We start from the raw sequence: 24,240 nt of genomic DNA on the forward strand, positions 1-24,240 counted from the left end.
TTGTATGTCTCAGCCTCTTGCCACTACCCCTAGTTTAGAAGATGTCACTGAGAGTATAATTTTCCCACCGGGTGATATCTATAGTGACGAACCCCCCTTGGAATCTGACTTACACCGCGAACAAATCGATTTACTCATCCGCCTGATTAAATGGTGGTGGCGCGATCGCGAGGATTTTTATGCTACCGGCAACCTGACAATCTATTTCAGTCCCAATCAGAAAAAGTCAGAAGAATTTCGAGGGCCGGATTTTTTTGTGGTTTTAGATACAGAGAAAAAAGACCGCAAAAGCTGGGTTGTGTGGCAAGAAGACGGCAAATACCCCAATGTGATTATTGAGCTATTATCTAATTCCACTGCCTCGGTTGATAAAGGTTTAAAAAAGCAAATTTACCAAAATACATTTCGCACTCCAGATTACTTTTGGTTTGATCCAAATAACCTAGAATTACAGGGATTTCACTTAGTTGATGGGCAGTATCAAGAACTTGTACCCACTGAGTCGGGTTGGTTGTGGAGTCAGCAGTTAGGGCTGTATTTGACAGTATATTTGGGCAAATTACGCTTTTTTACACCAGATAGGCAGCTGGTGATGTTGCCAGAGGAAGAATCAAATCAACAGTTAGAGCAGGTAAACCAACAGTTAGAGCAAACAAATCAACAACTAGAACAAGAACGTCAACGGGCTGCAATCTTAGCAGAACGCTTACGAGCCGCAGGTATTGATCCTGAGCAAATATTCTGAAAAATAGAATTTTATCTCTAAACTAGGCATAGGAAAATAATGCTATGAACCAAACAATATCTAATAAAGTCCGTTGGACAATCTCAGACTTAGAATTACTTGCAACTGACGAATGGAAGCGCTATGAGATTATTGACGGAGAACTATTTGTGACTAGAGCGCCTCACTGGAAACATCAAGGCACTGCGGGCAATATATGCTTAGAATTACAAATTTGGTCTCGCTCTAGTGGGCTAGGGGAAACCCGTCCAACTCCCGGTATAATTTTTACAGATGCCGATAATGTTATACCCGACATAGTTTGGATTAGTCATGAGCGTTTAGCACAATTGCTAGACGATGAAGGGCATTTGAGAGGAGCGCCAGAACTCATTGTGGAAGTGCTTTCTCCTGGGACAACTAACGAACGTCGAGATCGAGAAGCCAAGCTGAAACTATACTCATCCACAGGAGTCCAAGAATATTGGATTGCAAATTGGCAATTACAGCAGCTAGAAGTTTATCGCCGAGAAGCTGCCCAATTAAAACTGATCGCAACCTTGTTGGCTGATGACGAAATCACATCACCACTGTTACCAGGTTTCGGCATTCGAGTTCAGCGTTTTTTTGGATAATTCTAGCGTAGGCGTAGCCCGCTGTAGGCATCGCTCATCAAACTCAGCTGCACCAATAAACTAGGCAAAGAGCAGAGCCAGTAGGAACCCAAGTTAGAAAGTAAAAAATACTGCCAGATTTCTCGGAAGACTCAGTTATAAATGACGTTTTTTTTAAACCAACGTGAGTCTCCCACAGAAACGCACGTTAACCCAGAATATTGCCGGGAGAAGAAGCAAACCCGAAATTGAGTAAGTCGGCGATCAATATTCAATGTATATGAAGAAATATAAATTTGAAGTAGGGTGTGTTACGCCGTAGGCTAATGCACCTTAAATTGTTGAGGTGAGTTAGCTGAAAAATTGGCAGAATGCTTACCAGCTAAAGGTCTTGAGCCTGAGTAAATATTTTCATTACAGGATTATACAATAAACAAATAGGCAGATTTTACAACTAGTTGAAAACAAAAGGCGGTGGAGGCATAACAAATGTTGTGCCCTCACAAGCACTGTAATTAACTCAATTGAAAACTATTCTTACGATCCCCATAAAGTCTTAAAATATTGTTAATTTCAGCCAAACCTCTCGACCTTCAACTTACAAGTATCACCCCAAAATCACTATGGCTATCGGCTACGTCGCGCTTGTACTCCACGCACATCTGCCCTTCGTTCGTCACCCGGAAAGTGACTACGTGCTGGAGGAAGAATGGCTCTATGAAGCCATCACAGAAACTTACATCCCATTATTGAAAGTATTTGAAGGCTTAAAGCGAGACGGTATCGACTTTAAAATCACGATGAGTATGACACCCCCTTTAGTGTCGATGCTTCGCGATCCTCTGCTTCAAGAACGCTACGAAGCCCACTTAGCTCAACTAGAAGAACTTATAGCACTAGAAGCAGAACATAATGTCAACAACGGACATCTTCGTTATTTAGCCGAACATTACGCTACTGAGTTTAGCGAAGCACGTCAGCTATGGGAACGCTACGGCGGAGACTTGGTGACAGCTTTTAAGAAGTTCCAAGACAGTAATAACCTGGAAATTATCACTTGCGGCGCTACTCACGGCTATTTACCGTTGATGAAAATGTATCCGCAAGCAGTGTGGGCGCAAATTCAGGTAGCCTGTGAACATTACGAACAAACCTTTGGACAAGCACCCAGAGGCATTTGGTTGCCTGAATGTGCCTACTATGAAGATTTAGACCGGATGCTAGCGGATGCTGGGTTACGCTACTTCCTCACTGATGGGCATGGTATCCTTTACGCCCGTCCCCGTCCCCGCTTTGGCACTTATGCCCCAATTTATACAGAAACTGGTGTTGCTGTCTTTGGTCGAGATCATGAATCTTCCCAACAGGTATGGTCTTCTGAAGTGGGCTATCCTGGGGCGGCGGAATATCGGGAATTTTACAAAGATTTGGGTTGGGAAGCAGAATATGAGTACATCAAGCCCTACATTATGCCCAATGGTCAACGGAAAAATACGGGCATTAAGTATCACAAAATTACGGGGCGTGGCTTAGGGCTGTCAGATAAGGCGCTCTACGATCCTTATTGGGCTAGGGAAAAGGCCGCAGAACACGCTGATAACTTTATGTATAACCGAGAGCGGCAATCTGAGCATTTACATGGTATAATGCACCGTCCGCCAATTATCGTTTCGCCTTATGACGCAGAGTTATTTGGACATTGGTGGTATGAAGGCCCTTGGTTTATCGATTATCTATTCCGCAAATCATGGTATGACCAAGGAACATATCAAATGACCCATTTAGCAGACTATTTGCGAGATCAGCCAACTCAGCAAGTCTGTCGTCCTTCGCAGTCGAGTTGGGGTTTCAAGGGTTTCCACGAGTATTGGTTGAATGAAACGAATGCGTGGATTTATCCGCATTTGCACAAAGCCGCTGAACGGATGATTGAAATCTCCCATCTGGAACCAGAGGATGAGTTGGGGGAAAAAGCATTGAACCAAGCGGCGCGGGAATTGTTATTAGCACAATCTTCTGACTGGGCATTTATTATGCGGACGGGAACTATGGTACCCTATGCAGTCAGACGGACGCGATCGCACCTGATGCGGTTCAATAAGCTCTACGAAGACGTTAAAATCGGCAAAATTGACAGTGGTTGGCTGGAAAAAGTCGAGTTAATGGATAATATCTTCCCCGAAATCAACTACCGCGTCTACCGTCCGTTATAGTCTCACATAAAGTAATCAACAGCAGTAAGGTGGGCAATGCCCACCTTATATTTAGTAGTGAGGAGCGTTTATTTTAGGGACTTGCAAGTAATATATGACAGTGTGTAATTATTATATCGAAATATGCAGCTAACACACCTTATAGTAATTTAATTTTTATTTTATAAATAGTTTCTTAAACTACGATAAATAATCGCCAATTCCCGATTTTTTGTAGCCAGAATCTAAGAAAATAAAAACTGCAATAGAGACTTAATAGATTCGCTGCAAAAACTTATATGACTATTAATCGACGCCATTTCTTGTTCTTACTTACAGCAGGTGCGGGTGCTTTTGCATTAGATGCTTGTGCATTAGCAGAGAAATCTCCTAATGGAAATACTGCAACTCCTGAGGCAACACCAAGTAAAACTCCAAATACAACAGGGGCTATCAAACTCCCGCCTTTAGCTTACGCCTACGAAGCACTGGAACCACATATCGATGCCAAAACGATGCAGTTTCACCATGATAAACACCACGCAACTTATGTGAAAAACCTGAATGCAGCCTTAGACAAACACCCAGAACTAAAAGGCAAAACTGTTGAAGAACTGTTGCGGAAACTTGACAATGTACCACAAGATATTCGCAGAGTAGTACGGAATAATGGCGGTGGTCATGTCAACCACTCAATGTTTTGGGAAATTATGAAGCCGAAAGGAGGGGGAGAACCAACAGGAAATATAGCTTCCGCAATTAATCAAAGTTTTGGCTCTTTTGCAGCTTTCAAAAAACAGTTTAACGAAGCTGGGGCTAGTCGTTTTGGTAGTGGTTGGGTTTGGCTAGTACGTAACAAAGATGGCAAGTTGGAAGTGACAACTACAGCTAACCAAGATAGTCCTTTAAGTTCGGGTAAATATCCCATCCTGGGTAATGATGTATGGGAACATGCATATTATCTCAATTATCAGAATCGCCGCGCCGATTATTTAGATGCTTGGTGGAACGTGGTTAATTGGGATGAAATTAACAAGCGGTTTGCAGCAGCAAGTAAATTTGCTTAAACATTGAGACAAAGAAAAACAGGGAGATAACAAAAAATAAAAAGTTTATCTTCCGCTCCTGTCAAAGTAATTTGTAATTACAATCAGTAGACGCTTGTACCCTTTTTAATTACGAATTACGAATTAGTCAAAGAGGCTTTTGAGTAGGTATACCAATAGGACGGGGAAACTGAACTGGTGTGGTGGCTACCTTACGCAAATACACACAGTGTCGAATGCTGTGACTCAGGGGTGTTGTAAATTGTTCAATTGATTCAATCACGCCACCCAACTGGTTCACAGCATTCTGCAAGGCAGTTGTTTCATCCTCTGTCCAATTACCGCGATAAATTATGGCTAAACCTCCCTGTTTGAGAAGTGGTAGGGTATATTCTGCACAGACAGAGGTTGCCCCTACAGCACGGATCAATGCAATATCGTAAGCTAGTCGATGCTGGCCGTGCTGACCGATTTCTTCAGCTCTAGCAACGAGAGTTTTGGCATTGGTAAGGGCAAGTTCAGTTAATATATTGTCGAGAAAAGTAATTTTTTTCCGAGTGGAATCGAGAAGAGTAATTGTGCAATTAGGTACAGTAATTGTCACTGGAACACCCGGAAAACCTGCACCTGTACCAATATCGATGAGATTAGGGGAAGCAGGGGAGAAATTTGCTGATAATAGGGGTGCAATTCCTCGCAGAGAATCCCAGAGATGTTTTTCCCAAAACTCTTGAGGGTCAGTGATCCGAGTTAAATTTAGTTGGCGATTACCTTCTAGGATTAACTCATAAAGCCTTTGGAATTGCGCTTGTTGTTGGACAGTTGGTTGCCAATTAAGAGTTTGCTGCCAGATTTCTGCCATCTCAGGCAATAAGTTAGTCATTTGTCATTTGTCATTTGGTATGGGGCATAGTTATTCTGCTTGTCCCCCTTATCTTCCCCTGCTTTCCTCTCACACTACTGGTAGAGGTTCTTTAATTTTGGCTTCTAATGTCTTTGGGTCTACTGATTGTAATTCACCGTGGTTGAGTGTCCAGCAACGGTCTGCGATCGCTAACAAATCCCCAGCATCATGTGTCACGATCAACAATGTCCAATCTTGTTTCAGTTTCGCTAATAAATTTACCAGTTGCCGCCGCATTGACCAATCTAAACCAGCTGTGGGTTCATCCAATAACAGTAAATTTGGCTGGCGAATCAATTGGACTGCTAAAGCTAAACGTCGTTGCTGACCACCGCTCAAAGCATGGGGAGCGGCGGAAAGCGATAAATGCTCTAATCCCACCTCACTTAGGGACTGTCTGACTCGTTCTGACCCTAACTCAGGATGTCCTAAACGCAATTCTTCTAAAATCGAACCACCGCAAAAATGCCGCTCTGGAAACTGAAATACCAACCCGGCTAATTGTTGTAACTGCTCGGCTATAAGTTCTTGTTCCCGCCAGAAGAGTGCGCCGGTAGTGGGTTCCGCTAGTCCCGACAAAATTTCTAGTAAAGTACTTTTACCGGAACCACTCGGGCCAATAATCAGACCTAGCTGCTGGGGTGCTAATTCTAAATTGATCGATTTGAGAATCGCTGTTGGGCACGCTGTAGGATGATAATTTACATTTCGGAGATAAAGCATTTGTTAAGATTACCAAAAAGTCAGCAAATTACTGATTAGCTACACTGAGAGTATCTGGAAAATTCTGGAAAAAAATTTATAGCGCATTACCTGGATTAACACCTTAATTTAGCAGCAAGAATTATCCACTTTTTCTCCATTGTGGCAGACTAAGCCTGAAATAATGGCTAGAGGAAGCCTGGAAACATGGAAAGATTACCAATATATAAGAAAATTTTGGTTGAAGCAAAGGCAAGTTAAATTAACCATTTTTGCATTCTAAGTAACACATACAACTATTTCAACCGCAATTATTCTGAGGGTTAAAATGACTAAAAAGTTTTCTTCGCCTCGATTAGTAGTGTCTGCTAAACTCACTACCCTTGCTCAGACTGCTTTTGCGGCTGCGTTCGCCTTTGGCGTTGCCCCTTGGGCAATCGCACTTAATTTGTGGGTAAATCCGTCCCTAGCTGGCGATCCATTTCGCGATCGCGAACCTCATCAAATTGGCGACCAAACAGAAGCAGCTTTTAAAGCAATTTTCCAACAGGGCAACTATCCAGCAGCAGATCGTTATCTGGAACAAGCACTATCCAAAGAGCCAAATGAACCTCTAGCTTATGCTATGAAGGCATCTTTAGCATACGGAAATAAGGATTGGGCTAAACTCGACACCTACAGTCAGAAAACTCTAGAAGCTGGACAAAAGCTGATTTCTAGCGATCCATTGCGTGGTAATTTATATACTGCTGTTGGTCATTTTTTAGAGGGTGCAGTAGTTATCAGCCGTGAAGGTACAGTCAACGGTGTGCCACAAGCTTTTAGTCGGTTGCGACAAGTTTATGAATATTTAGACAAAGCCGAAGCAATTTCTGCCAACGATCCAGAACTGAATTTAATCAAGGGTTATATGGATTTATTATTGGCGGTTAATTTGCCTTTTGCTAGCCCAGATCAGGCAATTGGACGCTTAGAACAAAATGCTGCTCCTGGGTATCTCGTGGAACGGGGTATTGCTCTTGCTTACCGAGATTTAAAAAGGTATCCACAGGCACTAGATTATGCCAATCGGGCGATCAAAACCACATCAGATAATCCAGAAATTTATTATCTCAAAGCTCAAATCCTGAAAGAACTGGGGAAAAAAGAAAAAAGCCAGCAGATGATCCAAGAAGCGATCGCTAATTTTGACAAAGCATTGACTAAAAAATCCCAACTCCCAGGCGATTTAGTCAAACAAATTGAGCGTGAACGCAGAAGTGCTGTTAGCTTGAAGAATCCTTAGCCCCCATTCCCCATTCCCCACTCCCTACTTTGATATGCTTATTTGCAGAAGAGTAATTGAGATATTAGACCAAAATGGAGATTCAGTTCCGCGAAATTAATCCTTTTGATGTGTGGATTTGGCTGAAATTCAGCACAAATCCTTCTGCGCGTGAAAAACAATATGTAGAAGAAGTTTTCAATTCCTGGTTTTATCTGGGTAAATTGGGTGCATTTAACGCAGAGAATCTTCAGGTGCAGGACACTGGACTCGATATCAGCTACATGAATTATGATGAACAAGGCTATGACAAAAGCCTGCTAGCACTGATGCACAACATTGGTGAGTTTGAATATGAGGCTCAGTGGGGACGTTGTTGGTTTGACTTAGGAACCAGTGATGCGATCGCATTGGATATTTTAATCAACGCTCTCACCCAGCTAAGTCAGGAATATGTCACCATTGAAGAATTGTACATCGGTGGCGAAAATCCAGATTGGCCTATTGAGGATAGCGAAAGTCGTCCTCAGTCTATTTACGATAATTAGTTATAAAAATGAATAAAGCTGGCGAAATTCGGGTAATAGCCTTGGGGCTAATTCGGGATGGCGAACGCATATTTGTTTCTGAAGGCTATGATCCCGTAAAGCAAGAAACATTTTATCGGGCTTTAGGCGGTGGTGTTGATTTTGGCGAAACCAGCCACGCCGCCTTAGAACGAGAGTTTCAAGAGGAAATTCAGGCAGACTTAAGGAATATTAAATATCTAGGTTGTATAGAGAACCTATTTACATTTAATGGTAGGCAAGGTCATGAAATCATTCAGCTTTATCAATGTGACTTTGTTGATTCAAAATTTTATCAACTGGAAAGTCTAATTTTTTCAGAATCACAACATCATAAACATAGAGCGTTATGGATAGATATATCTCGCTTTAAATCTGGTGAATTACGATTAGTACCTGAAGTATTTTTTGAATATTTATAAATCATTTGAACATTTCAACTTCATGGTAAGCGCTCATCTTTTGATCTAAATGGAGTATGCGATCGAACTTTGTCGCTACAGATGAGAAAGCAACTTGTTATACTCTGCGTGTGAACCAAGCCAAAACCAAATAATGGTATCTCCATCTAACTGTCCAACCGCTCGATAATTTTTGCTAATCCGTGCTGAATAAATTGGTAGTTCTGGATGTACTTTTTTGAAGCGCAAGCTTGGATGGCTCGGATCTTGTTTGAAAAGGCGGTATGCCTGACGGGTTTGCTCTTGAACTTGCTCAGGTAGATCAGCAAACCCTTGACGAAACTGAGCGGTTATACGTGACTTCACAATGTATCTGGATCTAACTCTTGGGTTTTACCTGCACGGTATTCAGCCATTGCCTCGGTTGCAAGTTTGGCAAGCATATCTGGAGAACGGGCAAAAGCTTGATCCCAACGGCGTTCATCTTCTAGTTCTTCCAAAATCATCGCCGCGATCGCATCTTGTTCATTGGCAGGTAAATTTTTTAGTTTAGCGATCGCTTGTTCAAGTAGCTCAGTCATAGCTGTTAATCTTTACGAAAGTCATACTATAAATTATCTCAGCTTATAATCTGTAGGGGTTGTTAGGGTGCGATCGCTCCATAGCCGAAGAGTAGGTTTGAGTACGAGCAAGTAATCTCTCTCAATAGTACTAAGAGAGTTTGAGACAGTTCTACAATAAAAGCAAAGACGTTGAGGTTGAACTAACCTAATGGGTGTACCTGACACAAACCCAAAGATACCAATGCTTTCACCAAGCCTCTACGAAACTGATTTTTACGCTTGGACAAAGGAACAAGTAACTTTACTTCGCAATGAGCAGTGGAGTCAGATTGATCTGCAAAATCTGATTGAGGAGATTCAATCTTTGGGTAAACAGCAACGTCAAGAACTGCGAAACCGTCTGAGTGTGTTGATTGGACATTTATTAAAATGGGAATACCAATCCCAACGCCGTAGCCGTAGCTGGTTATCAACACTTCGGATTCAACGCTTAGATATTGCTGAACTGCTCGAAGACAATCCTAGCCTAAAGCCCTACCTTGAAGAAGCACTTCGCAAAGCCTACCTTAAAGGTGTCGAATTGGCTGTTGGAGAAACAGATTTGCCCAAGCGGACTTTTCCGGTAGAGTGTCCTTACAGTTTGGTAGAGATTGTGGACTATGATTTCTACCCCGGTGAACCAAGCAAGCTACTAGATGAATCAGAGCAGTAATTTGAAATTAAAGTAAATCTTCTTCAGATAGCTGGGCTATTTTCATCAAGGCTTTCAAGGTTCCAACTTTCAAGTCTTGATTGCGGTGAACAGGAATTGACAGGATTTTTTCTACTTCAAGGTTTTCATAAATATGATGACTGCCAGTAATTCTTTGCAAAACCCAACCTTTATTTTCCACAATCTTACAAAGTTGCTTGCCAGAAATCGATTTTATACAGCAATTTCGACAACTTGATCTGTTGACTCAATTGCATTACGACTGTTGGCAACTTCAAGCCAACCTTCAATAGCATCTTTTAAATTAGCCATTACCTCTTCTATGGTGTCTCCTTCGGTAATACAACCGGGAAGCGCGGGAACCTCTGCCCAATAGCCGCCTTCTTCTGCTGGATGAATGATTGCTCTAATTTTCATAAACTTGTTGAGCTAGTTTGTAAGAATATGCTAATAACTATAACTATTTCCTCTTAACTCTGGCTAATCAAACTAATTTGGTCAGCTCAGAAAAGTCCTTATCCAATGTTATTATCTTTGACCTTGAACTAAATCATTAAATTGAAAAGACGAGCCGCTTTTCTTTAGTATCTTTATATTTGAGAGAGAGTCATGAGTAGGGTCAATGCGTGTTATCTTTTTGGCTATTTTGATGTTCTTAATGCTGACGAAACGACATTCATAATCCTTGAGAAAATTTTGCTCCTTCCAAAATGATTGACCAATTTCCCGACAGTAGGCAACAAAACACTGTGCTCCTTTAAGTTGTTCAATAATTTCTGTGTGCGATCCTCCTTTCCCTGCCTTCATCTCAATACAGAGGATGACCTTTTTCTTCCCAGTATCAGTAACAATGACAAAATCTGCACGTTTGCACTCACCACGATTCCCTTTAAAAACCGCATTCGGTGAGATGAAAGTATCTGCTTTAATGATGATGACGTCATCATCATCGGGCATCCCATAAATAGTTACATCGTAATTGGCGGGTGGAGGCTCTTTGAGTATGACCTTATTTTTGCCGTAGCGATCATTTTCCAATGCTACTGTAGCGGTTTCCTTGATCATCTCTTTGAGGATAGCAATATCAGACATTACTCCTCACCCCAGACGATCGCTTCCTGAATCCGGTTCATCGTTTCGATGGTTGTATCAAAGCTGCGGGCTTCAATCCCCAGTTCTGGGTCTATATTGGCTGGTGTAAGGGTCTGGCATTTAGTTTTTCTCTTTTTGCCCTCTAGTATTATCGGTGTTTCTTCCGCGATATAGACTTTGATGTTTTCAGAAGAGATCAGTTCTGCTGCCCGATAACCTTCTTCTTCAGCAATTCGCTTGAGATGGGGTTTATCATGGTTAAGCATGATCAGCGTATTTAGTTCTTTAATAATGTAATCACTGTGGGTGGTGATGAAAACTTTAATGCCCAGGTTCACCAGTTGGGCAAATAGCCGTGCGACGCGGCGCTGGTTTTCAGGGTGTAGGTTCAGTTCGGGTTCATCCACCATCAGTAAATCACCAAGCTGGGCTTCGTGTCTCAGATAAAAGCCGATATCTAGCAGAGAACGAACGGCGCTAGAACTTTCATCCATAGAAAGCTTGATCCGTTTACCCTTTGGCTCATAATAAAGTTGATCGTTACGGGTGACTGTGTATTTACCACCAATAATGTCGGCGAAATCAGCCAACATATCGGGATGATTCTCAGCAATGAAACTGCTTTTTTGGAAAATTGTCTCCAGTTGCCGCGTAAAATCCACATTTTTTTCTACTGGGAGCGCATAATCCTGGTATACGTTAGATAGAAGCTCTCTTGGATTGATGTTTTTATCAGCCTGACCCATTTCTTCGAGCAAGCGATTGCGGGCGAAATTCAACTCTTTGCGAAAAATGACAGCACCGGTTCGTTCTGCACTAGCGATAAAAGGGTTAGGAAGAAACTGATCAAAAATGATATCTTTTAGTGCGTCGGCAATGATGCGCTTAAGAATATCGCGGGGGATTTTTACCTTCTCTTTCTGAACAAGCAGAGTTACAACTAATTCTGTGCTTTTTTCACTTTTGGTAATAGAGAAAAGTGATGCCTCGCCGGAGGCAATTTCCCGATTAAATCTGCCTGCTAAACTAATATTTTGGATGTCCAGACTTACCTGAAAGTCTGTTGTTTTAAATCGTTCTGCCGGTGCTGCAAAAATCTTCGGTAATTCCTGGGTATATGCCTGACAACCTTTAGTAACAATCTGCTCGGATTTTTTAATATATTCTTGTATATCAAGACGAATTACACCGTCCGCAAGCAGCTGCTTGATCTTATCGGCGTTAATTTGGATGGCAAACATTCGTCGCCAAGTAGACAAAAAGCCAAACAAAGCATAAGTAGCGTAAGTCTTGCCCGTATTATTGCAGCCACAAATGATTGTCAGGTCGCCAAGTGTGAATTCGGCTTGCTTTAAAGCACCAAGATTTTTGACTTTAATTTTCATTGCCGTATTCTTTTAGCAAAAATCCCCTATCCTTGAGTGATAACACTTTAGTATTAACCTTTAAATCATATCCCCACTGGGATTTAGAGGTCTAACTATTTATTCAGACGGAAACACCGCTCAAACAACAGCTGCCTCTGGAATCGCACCCTGCATTCTCCCGAAAGCATCAATCAAATTCTGCAATTGTTGATCTGCTTTAAAAACTCCTAACCCACGCACTGTCACTTTACCTGGAGAATATACAAAGCGCGTCTTCAGATTGTCTGGTAAATTCGCAGCCAATAAATTCCAAGCAGGTTCTTCCATCGGCGTTTCTAAAACGACGTGCTGCTTTTGTTCTGGTTTAATCCGGCTAAATCCAAGTTTTTTCGCTAGCTGTTTGAGTTCCATAACTCGCAAAAGTTGATTTGCAGGGACAGGTAAAGTACCATAGCGATCGCTCCACTCGGCTGCAATTAGCTTTAATTCTGATTTAGATTTAGCTGTCGCCACCGCCCGATATGCACTCATCTTTTGATCCAAATCGGTAATGTAATCTGCGGGGATAAATGCCGTCAGGTTGAGATCAATTTGGGTATCCTCCACTTTCGGAATTTCTTGTCCGCGGATTTCCCGAATTGCTTCTTCCAGCATTTCCATGTATAAATCAAAACCAATAGCATCCATTTGACCGGATTGTTCAGCACCTAGCAAGTTACCCACGCCTCTGATTTCCATATCGCGCATCGCCAGTTGATACCCAGAACCTAGCTGAGTAAATTCCTGAATTGCTCGTAATCGTTGGCGTGCTGCATCAGATAATGCCCGTTGCTTCGGATAAAATAACCAAGCATGAGCTTGGATACCTGCACGTCCCACACGACCACGTAATTGATACAACTGTGCTAATCCAAAGCGGTGAGCATCTTCAATCAAAATCGTGTTGACTCGTGGAATATCTAAGCCAGATTCAATAATTGTCGTACAAACCAGGATGTCTGCATCGCCATTGCTGAAAGTGAGCATGGTTGATTCTAACTCGCTTTCATCCATTTGACCGTGAGCGATCGCAAATCTAGCTCCCGGTATTACTTCTCGTAAATTAGCTGTTGTCTCTTCAATTCCATCCACTCGTGGAACTACATAAAATACCTGTCCACCTCTGTCTAATTCTTGACGAATTGCAGTGCGGATACTTTCAGAATTAATCGGTGAAAGATGTGTTTTAATCGGCCGTCTAGTTGGGGGTGGTGTGGTAATCAAACTCATTTCCCGAATTCCTGACAAGGACATATACAAAGTTCGGGGAATGGGAGTGGCGGAGAGGGTAAGCACGTCCACTTGAGTTTTCAAGCTTTTAATTTTCTCTTTCTGATTTACCCCAAAGCGTTGTTCTTCATCTACTACCAACAATCCTAAATCGCGGAACATCACACCTTTACCTAAAAGTTGATGCGTACCAACCACTACATCTAATTCACCCGTGGCCAATCGCTTTTGAATATCGCGGCGTTCTTCAGCCGAACGAAAACGGTTGAGTAAACCGACATTTACGGGGTAGGGTGCAAAACGTTCTTTAAGTGTATGGTAATGCTGCTGTGTTAAAATAGTCGTCGGCGCAAGGAGTGCCACTTGTTTACCGGCGGTGACTGCTTTGAAAACAGCACGAATCGCCACTTCCGTCTTGCCGAAACCGACATCGCCACAAACCAAACGATCCATTGGGCGATCGCTTTCCATGTCGCGTTTTACATCTTGGACAGCTTTTAGTTGATCCGTCGTGGGTTGGTAGGGAAAAGAATCTTCCAGTTCCTCCTGCCAAGGCATATCACTGGGAAAGCTAAAACCTTGTTGTTGCGATCGCGCTGCATACAGTTTCAACAAGTCCACCGCCAATTTTTTAATGGCTTTGCGGACTTTATTCTTGGTATTTTCCCAAGCTTTACCGGTCATCCTGTTAAGTTCTGGTGCTTTATCCCCTGCGGCGCGGAACCGCGATAAAGCCCCTACTTGATCGGCTGCGACTCTGAGTAACCCGTCAGCATACTGCACCACTAAATAATCACGGGTTTCATTATTAATCGTCAAACTTTCCAGCTTGACAAATTTGCCAACACCATGATTCCTGTGAACTACATAATCACCGGGACGCAGCTTATTAGGATCAACTTGCTTAGAAGTAGCTTTGTGACGCTTGCGGATATAGCCGGGAGTCGCCAAGGAATGCTGCCCAAAAAATTCCCGATCTGTGACAATTACCAATCGGTACGTAGGCAGGATAAAACCTTCAAGTTCCGCAAGCCCAGAATATTTTAGGGCTATGGGAATATGGTTGATTTGCAGCTTATCAATCGCTTGGTAGTCGCGGGGATTGGGGATAAACTGAGCCGGACAATCATGTTCTTGTAACAGCGAGACAGAACGCGAAGGTTGAGCAGAAAGTAGCCAGATCGAGAAATTGCGATCGCGTTCTTGACGGATGGTTTCAGCTAATTTAGCAAACTGGTGTGGTGTGACTGGAACAGGACGGCAGGCAAGATTGATCCCACTATTTTCTTCTGACAGTTCCGATAAATACAGTGTTTTAAACTTGGCAACATCAACCAGGCACTCATCAAACGAACGGTGGATTTTCGGCAATCTTAAAGGAGTAGAGGTCGATTCTTCCCCATGCCCAATGCCCCATTGTTCCTCAGCATTTTCCACCCAGCGATCGCTATGAGCATGGCACTGTTCTGGCTCATCAATGGCAATCAGGGTATTCTCTGCTAGGTAGTTTAGCAGAGATGCTGGTTGCTCGAACGCTAACCCCAAAAAGCGACGGCTACCTTCAATCAGTGATGAGTGCTGAGTGCTGTTAGCGGTAGCGGGGTGTTCAGCCCGTGCTGAGTCATAATTTAACTCAGCACTCAGCATTCGGAACTCAGGACTATTTTTCAGTGCCGCCATCACCACAGGAGTAAAGCTAGTGGGGGTAAGAATTATGTGATCAACTTTGTCGAGGGCTGAACGTTGAGTTGCTGGGTCAAATTCTCGCATTTGCTCAATTTCATCGCCAAACCATTCTAATCGGACTGGTAACTCAGAGGAAACCGGGAACACATCAACAATATCGCCCCGGCGACTCCATTGCCCTTCCATTTCCACCAAGGGCACTCTTTCGTACCCCAAAATAGTTATTTTCTCACTGAAGGCATTCAAGTCTAAATCCATCCCCTTTTTCAGGGTAAGACAGAATTGCCCAAAAGCTTCTGGTGGTGGTAAATGAGGTTGCAGCGCCCCTTGAGTAGCCACAATCGCTAAAGGTCGCTTCGCTCCGGGATTGGGGATTGGGAATTGGGGATTGGGAACAGATAAGGGAGTAACAGTAACTTTTTCAATAATTCCCTCTTGTCCTCCTTGTCCCCCCAGTCCCCAGTCCCCAGTCCCTAGTCCCCTATCCCTCATGCCCAAATCTGCCAATACCTGCATTTGCCCCCAACTCATCTCAGTTTCCGGGTCAAAAGGTTCGTAGGGAGAAGCCTCGGAGGTGGGATAAAAATGTACTGTTTGCCATCCCATTGCCTCCAGTTGTGCGTAAACGCGTCCAGCTTCTTCCAGAGTGGCGCAAACCATGAACAAATTCTTGCCCTGAGCCTGTGCTAATGCCGAAGCCACCAGAGTTTTGGGCAGCCGGGGAATGCCATTTAACCGCAATTCTTGTTGTCGATTTAGCTTAGAAATAAATTCAGTAGTGAGCGGCGATCGGCCTAAGGCACGCACAATAGAAGAAAATGACATAAGTACTACTAGCGATGGGAGTCTTTGTGGGTCAGCAAATCTTGAGGCAGTTTATGTCAACTATTTTAAAAGTGTTAACAGCCTTCTTATTCCTTCGGTGGAAGAATAATGCACAGCGACTAATAAACTTAAGAACTATAACTATTACTTTGTGTACAGTCAAAGCATTTATCGAAACACCTTTAATACTAGATACTAGGGATTGAGCTACGTTCGCTCTGATAAGCCGCAATTTTAAACATGTCCTCCATCACTTTTGAAATTCTAATCATTTTGGTGCTAATTATTGCCAACGGTGTGTTTTCTATGTCTGAGATGGCAATTGTCTCAGCCCGCAAAGTTAGGCTACAGCAGCTTGCTAATCAAGGAGATGTCAAGGCAAAGGCAGCATTGAAACTAGCTGAGTCTCCAAATCATTTCCTGTCAACCGTTCAAGTGGGTATTTCCCTGATCGGTATCCTGACAGGTGCTTTTGGAGGAGCAACAATTGCCAACCGATTGGGAATCTATGTAAAACGTGTCCCCTTGTTAGCACCTTATAGTGAACCAGTATCTTTCGGAATAGTGGTTTTGCTCATTACCTATTTGTCACTGATTGTTGGCGAATTGGTACCGAAGCGTCTGGCATTAAACAACCCAGAAAGGATTGCATCGATTGTAGCTATTCCGATGCAAGCCTTGGCGGCGATCGCTTCTCCAGTAGTCTTTCTCTTAAGCGCTTCTACAGATTTGATCCTGCGATTACTGGGAATTACAGCTTCTACCGAGCCGCAAGTCACCGAAGAAGAAATTAAAATCTTAATTGAGCAAGGGACTGAGGCGGGAACCTTTGAGGAAGCCGAGCAGGATATGGTGGAGCGAGTCTTTCGTTTAGGCGATCGCCCTGTCAGCTACTTAATGACACCCCGCCCTGATATTGTCTGGCTAGACTTAGACGACACTGCCGAAGAAAATCGCCAAAAAATGGTTGATAGTGCCTATTCTCGGTATCCAGTTTGTCAGGGGGGACTTGACAATGTGCTGGGTGTTATCCCAGTCACCGACTTATTAGCCAGGAGTTTCCGAGGAGAAGCACTAGACTTGACAGTGGGATTGCGACAGCCCGTATTTGTGCCAGAAAGCACCCGTGGCTTGAAGGTTTTGGAATTGTTCAAACAAACGATTACTCATATGGCGCTGGTAGTGGATGAATACGGCGTGATTCAAGGATTAGTCACTCTCAACGACATCATGAGCGAAATCGTGGGTGATGTTCCTTCAACAGATGGGCAAGATCAACCACAAGCTGTGCAACGCGAAGATGGTTCCTGGCTTTTGGATGGGATGTTGCCTGTGGAGGAGTTTTTAGAACTTTTCGGTATGGAAGAGTGGGAATCGGAGGAACGCGGCAGTTATCAAACTCTAGGCGGTTTTGTGATCACCCATTTAGGACGTATTCCTGCCGCAGCAGACTATTTTGAATGGCAAAGTATGCGAATTGAAGTGATGGATATGGATGGTAATCGCGTTGATAAGGTGCTAGTCGTACCGAAGGGAAGTAAATCAACGGATACGACAAAATCTGACTAGCGATCGTTCGAGTATTGGGAATCGGGCATTGGGCATTAATGATTACAAATTCACGCCGTATGCAACTTTTACTTAAACGGATACAACTCCCTAAATTTATTTAGGGGGATTGTTAATTTTGAATTTTGAATTCGGAGTGAAACGACGTGACTGCTGCTGTCTTTCTAGAAAATGTCTACAAGTTTTACAACAATGTACCTGTAGTCAATGACCTGTCATTCAAAATTGAAGCGGGTGAGATATTTGCTCTACTTGGCCCAAACGGTGCGGGTAAATCAACCACAATTCGGATGCTGACTACACTTACAAAACCGTCCCAAGGACGAATAGAAGTAGGTGGATATGATGTGATGAGCCAAGCTATGTTGGCAAAACAGAGTATTGGTGTGGTCTTGCAACAAGTCAGTGTGGATAACGATTTAAGCGTTTGGGAAAATATGGAACTGCACGGGAGACTACATCACATTAGTAACCCACAGCGACAAAAACTGATTAATCAATGGCTAGAGTATGTTGAGCTAGGAGAAAAACGTAATGATTTGGTAAAAACGCTGTCTGGGGGTATGAAACGACGGTTGCAGATTGCGAGAGCTTTATTGCATCAACCGCAAATTTTGTTTTTGGATGAACCAACGGTAGGACTAGACCCCCAAACCAGGCGACGCCTCTGGGAAATTATTCGAGATTTGAATAAACAAGGGATGACGATGCTACTGACGACCCATTATATGGATGAGGTCGAATTTTTGTGCGATGCCTTTGGCTCTAGCAAGCCAGGACGCATCGGTATTATGGATAGCGGTAAGCTGATTTCTTTGGGAACTTTACAACAGCTGCGTTCTGCTCACGGTGAAGGTTTGGTAATGAAGCAATTAGGTGTGTCTGAAGTGGGAAGTGATGGCGTCCGTAGTTGGGAATATTTGTTTTTCCCATCCTTGGAAGCAGCGAATATCTACTTGAATGAACAGCCCAATAAAACTGGAATGATGGTGCGTCCCTCTAACTTGGAAGATATTTTTGTGGAATTAACGGGACGCCAGTTAGATTAAGCTCATCCTCCTAACTGTCGCAGCATGGTTTCTACCCTTTCTACGCCATCTGAGTCATTGCGCCGCTTGTACAAGTCACGGGCTTTCTGAAGTAAGCTGTTCGCTTGTTTGGCTTGTCGTCGCTGTTTATACATTGAACCCATCAACTCATAAGTCTGGGCGTTGTTCTTATCCAAACTGATTGCTTGCTCATAAGCCCAGGTAGCTGCATTATAGTCTCCCATACGCGATTGCGTCACAGCCAATCCTAAATAGGCATTAACGTTGTTACGGTTCAGTTGTATGGCACGACGGTAGCCTTCCTTGGCTCCAGGTGTGTCGCCCAAATTTGCTTTGATGTAACCCACAGCGTAGTAAAAATCACTGTTGTTAGGGTTGATGGCGATCGCTCGCCGATAAGCAGTTAATGCTGCCTGATAATTTCCTTGTTGAGCGTATAAATACCCAATACCTGAATGAATTTTAGCATTTTTGGGATCTATACTAGCTGCTTGCTGATAAACAGCGATCGCACCACCATAATCGCCGGCATCTACTAACCTCCGTCCTTCTTCTAGTAGTTGCTTTAACTCTGGGTTTTTGGCTTGTGCCACTAATACCTGAGCCTGAGCCACTGAAGGGATAGTGAAGGTAAAACATCCTAGTAACACCACACTAAACACGAATGATGTTGGCTTGTACACAGTAAATTTCCTGAAATTTTAGAGGACTTTTTTTCTTGTACATTAAAACAAAAATATGGACTTTTGAAAACTGTATTTATTCGTATTGATGAAGATGTGAATAGTTCATCCATTCTTTGCTTTACAATCAGCGCTACATAACAGAGTTTTTACTGAAGGATAAAGTGTAAGATGTCAAGTTTCAGATGAAGTTATCCTACATATAAACCAGTATCACAGCAAAATTACACCTTTTTTAGTCAGTAGTTATACGTGTTACCCAAAAAATTCCTACAGGCCTCTGACTTAATCCTAAATCTTGATGTACCGAGCTTACAGGGTTTGACATTCATTCCTATTTTTTATTGAATTGAAGAATTTGCTGACCCTGCATCCAATTTTTCTCACATTTTTAGTCCTTGATACTACCCTTTGAGAAGTCATGATCCAGGCGTTAACATCCTTTTTTGGTCATTACAGGGTAAGATAAATTTAATCAGTAAAATGTTCCTTTGAATCCTGGTTTCTCTTGAGGAAAATACTACGGCTAAAAGCGCAATCTAAAATAGTGTGAGAGAATCTTTCTCAACCCTGTCTTCTGTAATCAAAGTTACAATCGCTCAATTATTTTGATAAACACTTGGATAATATCAACCTATATTCTCTGTAGGAGGCTAATTTATGATTATAACTACCACTGATGTAATTCAAGGAGCCGTGATTGATTCATATTTAGGCATTGTGACAGCAGAAGTAGTCTACGGCAGCAATTTCTTGCGAGATTTTTTGGCTGGTATTCGAGATATTATCGGTGGACGCACTGGTAGCTATGAACGTCTATTTGAGCAGGGTCAACGCAAGGCATTAGATGAATTAGAACAACGAGCACAACGTTTAGGAGCAAATGCTGTGATCGGAATTGAAATTGATACTGGCACAATCAATCTTGACCAGTCAGGAGTTCTTTTGCTGATTACTGCTACAGGCACTGCTGTAAGGATGCGTTAATTTTTGAGGATCTTGACTTTCGACAATTGTGACAAAGTTTTGTCTGAACTTTAATTGCATACACAATTAAAGCTAGTTTCTACTATTAAGTTAATAATCGTATTTTAATTGAAAAATTTTCATATTGATAATTTCTAAATAATTATTCAGACATTAATAAATAATAAAAGCTATTAAAAATTGTTAAAAAAGTCTGTTTTTCTCACTAAAGATAGACCTATTAAATCTTTCTATTGATAGAGATTAAAATAGATCATTTAGTTATTTAATTTGAAGCATAAAGGATGAATATACCTGAACAAAAGCTTTGCTGAAACAGCACTGGAGAACATAAGCGATGTCATACGTAAATCGGACAGGCAATGACGTTATTCCTACTGATCCTGTGGTAGCAGGTCGAGTAGCTGAATATCATGATCGTGTTCGCTGGGGGCCGATTATTGCTGGTTTGTTGGTTTCTTTAGCTACACAATTAATTTTGAGTTCTATCATTGCTGCGGTTGCGGCAGGCACAGTTGCAGGTTCAGGTGCACCTAGAACAATTGCCCCTAACGCTGCGGGTAATGCGGGGCTTTGGTCAACCATCGCTTTACTAATTTCCCTATTTACTGGTGGTTGGGTTACAGCCCGTGCTTGTGGGCCGATGAACCGCAATACAGCTCTTCTTAACGGCGCAATTCTTTGGGCAACGACTTTGGCGGTTAGCTCATGGCTTTTAGCAAGTGGAGTATCTGGTGCTTTTGGTGTTGCTGCTTCTAACGCAGGAGAAGTCATAAACCAGGTACAACAGCAAGGTGGTGTTAATGTACCACAAGCAAACATAAGTGCCCAACAAGCTCGTGAAACGGCAGCTAATATACGTTCGGGATTGTGGTGGTTTGTGTTTGGTTCTTTGTTGGGTTTAATAGCCTCAATGATTGGAGCCGTAACTGGCGCTCGCACTCCTCGGACTAACACTTACAATGCTTAAATAACTGTTTGAAAAATCAAATGTTATTTATTTTAAAAAAAAAGCACCTTGAAAAAGGTGCTTTTTGTCAGGAATATTTCCTAAATAAAGTAAAACCCTGACTTCTGGTGAGAAGTTGGGGTTCTGATAGCAATAAGAATTAAAATTTAGAAAGCTAAATTTTATCTGGGTTTCTAGGCTTGTATCTGTCAGATTCTTTTTTGAAATTGGTATGAGTATTAGTTTATATCGACCTACTTGTATCCCCTTGTTCACCATTTCAGATATGAACCTTCAATTCCCTGCTCACGTCGAATTTTGCCATCTTTCTCAAACCAAGCAATTACTTGCTGTGCTGTCAAATCTTCAATAGCAACACCATACTCTTGGGCGATATGCTTTAAAAGCTTCAGTGATGAAATTGTTAATCTTGTTAAAAATTTTTCTGGAGAAGACAACAAAGCCGCATCTACTTTTGCGGACTCTTCCAGAGTTAAAAATTGTGCTGATGGTTGCTGTGGTAGTACGTCCATAAACGCTCTCTTAAACTTAGTTGGGCATTGGGTATTAGTTATTAAAAAAAAGGACTAATGACTAATGACTAATTGACTAATAATGAAACTTTACTTGCGAACTTGTACCAAATAGCCACAACGATGTTCGCCATCAATAATCCAGTGGGTGCGTTCTACGGTACAATCGGGTAAGACGGCAGCAAACATTTCCAATTCGTGACCACAAATGCTGGGGAAAGACTCGGCAACGTTGGAAATGGCGCAGTTATGCTCCATTAAGATAAAGCGATCGCTCTCAAAGCTGTCATTTACATCAACAGCGTGATACTCTGCCATGAAGCCTTCCGCTTTTCTCAATTCTACTAAGTTGGCTACACGTTCCCGTAGTGAACCGCTACCCACGCGATCGCGGTATTCTAATGCTTTGCGCTGCCACTGTTTCTCTAAAATCGATTTAAATTGGTCATGTCCCATCGTTTCGGCTAAGGTGTCTAGCAGCGAAACCGCAAAATTGCCGTGGCCATCACCAAAGCGATCGCTCACTGTGCGATGCAAGCGATCGCGTCCTTGACGACTGAGTTGATAAACGTGCTGCGGACGCCCCATTCCCGCAGCCTGCACCGATGTCGAATACAAAACTAGCTCCTCCGTCTCCAAATCCTTGAGATGGCGACGAATCGCTTGGGGGGTAACGTCTAAAACTTCAGCTAGCTCCAAAGCCGTTGCTTTTTCGTGTTTGTGCAGATATTCTAAAATATCTTGCTTGGTTGAGGACTGGTGGGTAGTCGCCATCTTCTGGTGCGAGACGTTCAGCGAACGCCCCAAAAATTTCTTTGAAAATTTGACTTTGACAACATTGTTGTTGTTAATCTAGCGTAAAATGAAGATAGGTTAAACAACAATGAAGTTGTTTTAGTCTCCACCACTATTCTAGCAGCCGTGTAACCATTCCGTAACGCGAGATGGGAATCGGCTAAAGAAAAGTCCGACTCCCATCCTTATAGAGATTCAAGTTCCGAACACGAGAGATTATTACTGATGAGTGCCACTGTCAAAACCTTAGTCAACCAACCCTACAAGTACGGCTTTATCACCGATATTGAGGCCGACACTATTCCGCGTGGACTAGACGAGGACGTTGTACGCTTGATCTCCTCTAAGAAGAACGAGCCACAGTTCATGCTGGACTTTCGCCTCAGAGCTTATCGCCAGTGGCAAAAAATGACGGAACCAACTTGGCCGAATGTCAAGTATCCGCCAATCAATTATCAGGATATTATTTACTACTCAGCGCCGAAACGCAAGAAAGAAAAGCTGAACAGCTTGGATGAAGTTGATCCAACCCTTTTAGAAACCTTTGAGAAGTTAGGCATTTCCCTATCTGAACAGAAGCGATTGGCAAACGTTGCTGTCGATGCAATTTTCGATAGCGTTTCTGTCGCGACTACATTTAAAGAAAAGCTAGCGGAAGACGGCGTTATTTTCTGTTCGTTTTCCGAAGCATTGCAAGAACACCCAGAATTAATCAAAAAATATCTGGGTAGCGTTGTTCCCATCGCTGACAACTATTTTGCCGCCTTGAACGCCGCCGTATTTAGCGATGGTTCTTTTGTCTATATTCCTAAAGGCGTAAAATGCCCAATGGAACTATCTACCTACTTCCGCATCAACTCTGGTGACACGGGACAATTTGAGCGGACTTTGATTGTCGCCGAAGAAGGTAGTTATGTTTCTTACCTCGAAGGTTGCACCGCACCGATGTATGACAGCAACCAATTGCACGCTGCTGTTGTGGAACTCGTCGCCCTCGACAACGCCGAAATTAAATACTCCACCGTCCAAAACTGGTACGCCGGAGATGCTAACGGTAAAGGCGGTATTTACAACTTTGTCACCAAGCGCGGTTTGTGTCAGGGCGTAAATTCTAAGATTTCCTGGACTCAAGTAGAAACAGGTTCAGCAATTACTTGGAAATATCCTAGCTGTGTGTTGGTGGGTGATAACTCTGTGGGTGAGTTTTACTCAGTGGCGCTGACAAATCATCAGCAGCAAGCTGATACGGGTAGTAAGATGATTCACGTAGGTAAGAATACCCGCAGTACAATTATTTCTAAAGGAATCTCCGCAGGTAATTCTAGTAATAGCTACCGAGGTTTGGTGAAAGTCAATCCGACAGCTAAAGGGGCGAGAAATTATTCTCAGTGTGACTCAATGCTGATTGGGGATAATGCCCATGCCAACACTTTCCCCTACATCCAGGTGCAAAATAACGGTGCGAAGGTAGAGCATGAAGCTTCTACTTCTAAGATTGGGGAGGATCAGTTATTTTACTTCGCTCAACGGGGTATTTCTTCAGAAGATGCGATTTCAATGATGATTAGCGGCTTCTGTAAGGATGTTTTCAATCAGCTACCGATGGAGTTTGCTGTGGAAGCTGATAAGTTGTTGAGTTTGAAGTTGGAAGGCAGTGTTGGATAGCTTTTGTAGTCAGTACTTCAGTGCTGTCAAGTTGCTAGGAACTGAAAAAATTAACGCTTGTAGTCAGCACTTTAACGCTTTTC

25 protein-coding genes are annotated in these 24,240 nt (G+C 42.7%); 13 read left to right on the forward strand and 12 right to left on the reverse strand.

Going from position 1 to position 24,240, the window contains the following annotated elements; translation table 11 throughout:
• Positions 1-4 precede the first annotated feature (4 nt).
• From HWQ44_RS05070 to HWQ44_RS05085, 4 genes are all read left to right on the forward strand, one after another.
• Positions 5-745, forward strand: coding sequence for a Uma2 family endonuclease (locus tag HWQ44_RS05070; RefSeq protein ID WP_292715707.1), 741 nt, complete (start codon positions 5-7; stop codon positions 743-745).
• A 44-nt stretch (positions 746-789) separates the two neighbouring features.
• Entirely contained in the window at positions 790-1,359 is a 570-nt protein-coding gene (locus tag HWQ44_RS05075) for a Uma2 family endonuclease (RefSeq protein ID WP_292715710.1), read from the forward strand.
• 602 nt (positions 1,360-1,961) lie between these two features.
• Positions 1,962-3,551, forward strand: coding sequence for a glycoside hydrolase family 57 protein (locus HWQ44_RS05080; protein WP_292715713.1), 1,590 nt, complete (start codon positions 1,962-1,964; stop codon positions 3,549-3,551).
• Positions 3,552-3,829: 278 nt separating this feature from the next.
• On the forward strand, positions 3,830-4,597 hold the full coding sequence (locus HWQ44_RS05085) for a superoxide dismutase (protein WP_292715716.1): 768 nt from the start codon (positions 3,830-3,832) through the stop codon (positions 4,595-4,597).
• 127 nt (positions 4,598-4,724) lie between these two features.
• On the opposite strand, the gene rsmG is transcribed toward HWQ44_RS05085, so the two are convergent.
• Both rsmG and HWQ44_RS05095 read right to left on the reverse strand, forming a co-directional pair.
• A complete protein-coding gene (gene rsmG / locus HWQ44_RS05090; protein WP_292715719.1) occupies positions 4,725-5,459 on the reverse strand; it encodes a 16S rRNA (guanine(527)-N(7))-methyltransferase RsmG in 735 nt (244 codons plus the stop codon).
• Positions 5,460-5,528: 69 nt separating this feature from the next.
• The gene (locus tag HWQ44_RS05095) at positions 5,529-6,203 is read right to left on the reverse strand and encodes an ABC transporter ATP-binding protein (RefSeq protein ID WP_292715722.1); all 675 of its coding nucleotides are present in this window, start codon (positions 6,201-6,203) and stop codon (positions 5,529-5,531) included.
• A gap of 307 nt (positions 6,204-6,510) precedes the next feature.
• On the opposite strand from HWQ44_RS05095, the gene HWQ44_RS05100 reads away from it, so the two are divergent.
• The 3 genes from HWQ44_RS05100 (at position 6,511) to HWQ44_RS05110 (ending at position 8,434) form a co-directional block, all read left to right on the forward strand.
• On the forward strand, positions 6,511-7,467 hold the full coding sequence (locus HWQ44_RS05100; RefSeq protein ID WP_292715725.1) for a Sll0314/Alr1548 family TPR repeat-containing protein: 957 nt from the start codon (positions 6,511-6,513) through the stop codon (positions 7,465-7,467).
• A 74-nt stretch (positions 7,468-7,541) separates the two neighbouring features.
• Positions 7,542-7,994 carry a DUF3531 family protein gene (locus HWQ44_RS05105; protein WP_292715728.1) on the forward strand — a complete coding sequence of 151 codons (453 nt, stop codon included), beginning with the start codon at positions 7,542-7,544 and terminating at the stop codon, positions 7,992-7,994.
• 8 nt (positions 7,995-8,002) lie between these two features.
• Positions 8,003-8,434, forward strand: coding sequence for an NUDIX hydrolase (locus HWQ44_RS05110; protein WP_292715731.1), 432 nt, complete (start codon positions 8,003-8,005; stop codon positions 8,432-8,434).
• Positions 8,435-8,509: 75 nt separating this feature from the next.
• Here the strand turns inward: HWQ44_RS05110 and HWQ44_RS05115 are convergent, their stop codons facing one another.
• Positions 8,510-8,779: a hypothetical protein gene (locus HWQ44_RS05115; RefSeq protein ID WP_292715734.1), complete on the reverse strand. Its 270-nt coding sequence runs from the start codon at positions 8,777-8,779 to the stop codon at positions 8,510-8,512.
• Positions 8,776-8,994 carry a hypothetical protein gene (locus HWQ44_RS05120; protein ID WP_292715736.1) on the reverse strand — a complete coding sequence of 73 codons (219 nt, stop codon included), beginning with the start codon at positions 8,992-8,994 and terminating at the stop codon, positions 8,776-8,778. Before HWQ44_RS05120 ends, HWQ44_RS05115 begins: the two co-directional genes overlap by 4 nt.
• Before the next feature lie 223 nt (positions 8,995-9,217).
• Between HWQ44_RS05120 and HWQ44_RS05125 the strand changes: the two genes are divergently transcribed.
• Positions 9,218-9,688: a DUF29 domain-containing protein gene (locus tag HWQ44_RS05125; protein ID WP_292715738.1), complete on the forward strand. Its 471-nt coding sequence runs from the start codon at positions 9,218-9,220 to the stop codon at positions 9,686-9,688.
• 7 nt (positions 9,689-9,695) lie between these two features.
• Here the strand turns inward: HWQ44_RS05125 and HWQ44_RS05130 are convergent, their stop codons facing one another.
• The 5 genes from HWQ44_RS05130 to mfd form a co-directional block, all read right to left on the reverse strand.
• Entirely contained in the window at positions 9,696-9,905 is a 210-nt protein-coding gene (locus tag HWQ44_RS05130; RefSeq protein ID WP_292715982.1) for a type II toxin-antitoxin system HicA family toxin, read from the reverse strand.
• Positions 9,902-10,105 (reverse strand): type II toxin-antitoxin system HicB family antitoxin, encoded by a 204-nt coding sequence (locus tag HWQ44_RS05135; RefSeq protein WP_104908349.1) that lies wholly within the window; start codon positions 10,103-10,105, stop codon positions 9,902-9,904. Before HWQ44_RS05135 ends, HWQ44_RS05130 begins: the two co-directional genes overlap by 4 nt.
• A gap of 111 nt (positions 10,106-10,216) precedes the next feature.
• Positions 10,217-10,780 carry a hypothetical protein gene (locus HWQ44_RS05140; RefSeq protein ID WP_292715740.1) on the reverse strand — a complete coding sequence of 188 codons (564 nt, stop codon included), beginning with the start codon at positions 10,778-10,780 and terminating at the stop codon, positions 10,217-10,219.
• Positions 10,780-12,165: an AAA family ATPase gene (locus HWQ44_RS05145; protein WP_292715743.1), complete on the reverse strand. Its 1,386-nt coding sequence runs from the start codon at positions 12,163-12,165 to the stop codon at positions 10,780-10,782. Before HWQ44_RS05145 ends, HWQ44_RS05140 begins: the two co-directional genes overlap by 1 nt.
• 120 nt (positions 12,166-12,285) lie before the next feature.
• Entirely contained in the window at positions 12,286-15,927 is a 3,642-nt protein-coding gene (gene mfd / locus HWQ44_RS05150; RefSeq protein WP_292715746.1) for a transcription-repair coupling factor, read from the reverse strand.
• 240 nt (positions 15,928-16,167) lie between these two features.
• Between mfd and HWQ44_RS05155 the strand changes: the two genes are divergently transcribed.
• Positions 16,168-17,496, forward strand: coding sequence for a hemolysin family protein (locus HWQ44_RS05155; RefSeq protein WP_292715749.1), 1,329 nt, complete (start codon positions 16,168-16,170; stop codon positions 17,494-17,496).
• Between the two features lie 146 nt (positions 17,497-17,642).
• A complete protein-coding gene (locus HWQ44_RS05160) occupies positions 17,643-18,545 on the forward strand; it encodes an ABC transporter ATP-binding protein (protein WP_292715752.1) in 903 nt (300 codons plus the stop codon).
• A 2-nt stretch (positions 18,546-18,547) separates the two neighbouring features.
• Here HWQ44_RS05160 and HWQ44_RS05165 read toward each other — a convergent pair whose 3' ends face one another.
• Positions 18,548-19,228 carry a tetratricopeptide repeat protein gene (locus HWQ44_RS05165; protein ID WP_292715754.1) on the reverse strand — a complete coding sequence of 227 codons (681 nt, stop codon included), beginning with the start codon at positions 19,226-19,228 and terminating at the stop codon, positions 18,548-18,550.
• Between the two features lie 660 nt (positions 19,229-19,888).
• Between HWQ44_RS05165 and HWQ44_RS05170 the strand changes: the two genes are divergently transcribed.
• Both HWQ44_RS05170 and HWQ44_RS05175 read left to right on the forward strand, forming a co-directional pair.
• Positions 19,889-20,215: a YbjQ family protein gene (locus tag HWQ44_RS05170; RefSeq protein WP_292715756.1), complete on the forward strand. Its 327-nt coding sequence runs from the start codon at positions 19,889-19,891 to the stop codon at positions 20,213-20,215.
• 337 nt (positions 20,216-20,552) lie between these two features.
• Positions 20,553-21,185: a hypothetical protein gene (locus tag HWQ44_RS05175; RefSeq protein WP_292715759.1), complete on the forward strand. Its 633-nt coding sequence runs from the start codon at positions 20,553-20,555 to the stop codon at positions 21,183-21,185.
• 251 nt (positions 21,186-21,436) lie between these two features.
• Here HWQ44_RS05175 and HWQ44_RS05180 read toward each other — a convergent pair whose 3' ends face one another.
• Both HWQ44_RS05180 and sufR read right to left on the reverse strand, forming a co-directional pair.
• Positions 21,437-21,697 carry a hypothetical protein gene (locus HWQ44_RS05180; protein ID WP_292715762.1) on the reverse strand — a complete coding sequence of 87 codons (261 nt, stop codon included), beginning with the start codon at positions 21,695-21,697 and terminating at the stop codon, positions 21,437-21,439.
• 90 nt (positions 21,698-21,787) lie between these two features.
• Positions 21,788-22,471, reverse strand: coding sequence for an iron-sulfur cluster biosynthesis transcriptional regulator SufR (gene sufR / locus HWQ44_RS05185; protein WP_292715765.1), 684 nt, complete (start codon positions 22,469-22,471; stop codon positions 21,788-21,790).
• A 246-nt stretch (positions 22,472-22,717) separates the two neighbouring features.
• Between sufR and sufB the strand changes: the two genes are divergently transcribed.
• The gene (gene sufB / locus HWQ44_RS05190) at positions 22,718-24,157 is read left to right on the forward strand and encodes a Fe-S cluster assembly protein SufB (RefSeq protein WP_099103157.1); all 1,440 of its coding nucleotides are present in this window, start codon (positions 22,718-22,720) and stop codon (positions 24,155-24,157) included.
• Positions 24,158-24,240 lie beyond the last annotated feature (83 nt).

It is taken from the genome of Nostoc sp. JL34, from assembly GCF_017114945.1.
GTDB lineage: Bacteria > Cyanobacteriota > Cyanobacteriia > Cyanobacteriales > Nostocaceae > Nostoc.

What these genes read in the sequence shown, in the direction of transcription:
- HWQ44_RS05135 (WP_104908349.1), bottom strand. Translation starts at nt 10,105, where the DNA reads ATGAAAATTAGAGCAATCATTCATCCAGCAGAAGAAGGCGGCTATTGG.
- HWQ44_RS05085 (WP_292715716.1), top strand. Translation starts at nt 3,830, where the DNA reads ATGACTATTAATCGACGCCATTTCTTGTTCTTACTTACAGCAGGTGCG.
- HWQ44_RS05175 (WP_292715759.1), top strand. Translation starts at nt 20,553, where the DNA reads ATGTCATACGTAAATCGGACAGGCAATGACGTTATTCCTACTGATCCT.
- HWQ44_RS05140 (WP_292715740.1), bottom strand. Translation starts at nt 10,780, where the DNA reads ATGTCTGATATTGCTATCCTCAAAGAGATGATCAAGGAAACCGCTACA.
- HWQ44_RS05080 (WP_292715713.1), top strand. Translation starts at nt 1,962, where the DNA reads ATGGCTATCGGCTACGTCGCGCTTGTACTCCACGCACATCTGCCCTTC.
- HWQ44_RS05095 (WP_292715722.1), bottom strand. Translation starts at nt 6,203, where the DNA reads ATGCTTTATCTCCGAAATGTAAATTATCATCCTACAGCGTGCCCAACA.
- HWQ44_RS05180 (WP_292715762.1), bottom strand. Translation starts at nt 21,697, where the DNA reads ATGGACGTACTACCACAGCAACCATCAGCACAATTTTTAACTCTGGAA.
- HWQ44_RS05070 (WP_292715707.1), top strand. Translation starts at nt 5, where the DNA reads ATGTCTCAGCCTCTTGCCACTACCCCTAGTTTAGAAGATGTCACTGAG.
- HWQ44_RS05170 (WP_292715756.1), top strand. Translation starts at nt 19,889, where the DNA reads ATGATTATAACTACCACTGATGTAATTCAAGGAGCCGTGATTGATTCA.
- HWQ44_RS05075 (WP_292715710.1), top strand. Translation starts at nt 790, where the DNA reads ATGAACCAAACAATATCTAATAAAGTCCGTTGGACAATCTCAGACTTA.
- HWQ44_RS05155 (WP_292715749.1), top strand. Translation starts at nt 16,168, where the DNA reads ATGTCCTCCATCACTTTTGAAATTCTAATCATTTTGGTGCTAATTATT.
- HWQ44_RS05110 (WP_292715731.1), top strand. Translation starts at nt 8,003, where the DNA reads ATGAATAAAGCTGGCGAAATTCGGGTAATAGCCTTGGGGCTAATTCGG.
- sufR (WP_292715765.1), bottom strand. Translation starts at nt 22,471, where the DNA reads ATGGCGACTACCCACCAGTCCTCAACCAAGCAAGATATTTTAGAATAT.
- HWQ44_RS05100 (WP_292715725.1), top strand. Translation starts at nt 6,511, where the DNA reads ATGACTAAAAAGTTTTCTTCGCCTCGATTAGTAGTGTCTGCTAAACTC.
- HWQ44_RS05145 (WP_292715743.1), bottom strand. Translation starts at nt 12,165, where the DNA reads ATGAAAATTAAAGTCAAAAATCTTGGTGCTTTAAAGCAAGCCGAATTC.
- HWQ44_RS05125 (WP_292715738.1), top strand. Translation starts at nt 9,218, where the DNA reads ATGCTTTCACCAAGCCTCTACGAAACTGATTTTTACGCTTGGACAAAG.
- sufB (WP_099103157.1), top strand. Translation starts at nt 22,718, where the DNA reads ATGAGTGCCACTGTCAAAACCTTAGTCAACCAACCCTACAAGTACGGC.
- HWQ44_RS05120 (WP_292715736.1), bottom strand. Translation starts at nt 8,994, where the DNA reads ATGACTGAGCTACTTGAACAAGCGATCGCTAAACTAAAAAATTTACCT.
- HWQ44_RS05105 (WP_292715728.1), top strand. Translation starts at nt 7,542, where the DNA reads ATGGAGATTCAGTTCCGCGAAATTAATCCTTTTGATGTGTGGATTTGG.
- mfd (WP_292715746.1), bottom strand. Translation starts at nt 15,927, where the DNA reads ATGTCATTTTCTTCTATTGTGCGTGCCTTAGGCCGATCGCCGCTCACT.
- rsmG (WP_292715719.1), bottom strand. Translation starts at nt 5,459, where the DNA reads ATGACTAACTTATTGCCTGAGATGGCAGAAATCTGGCAGCAAACTCTT.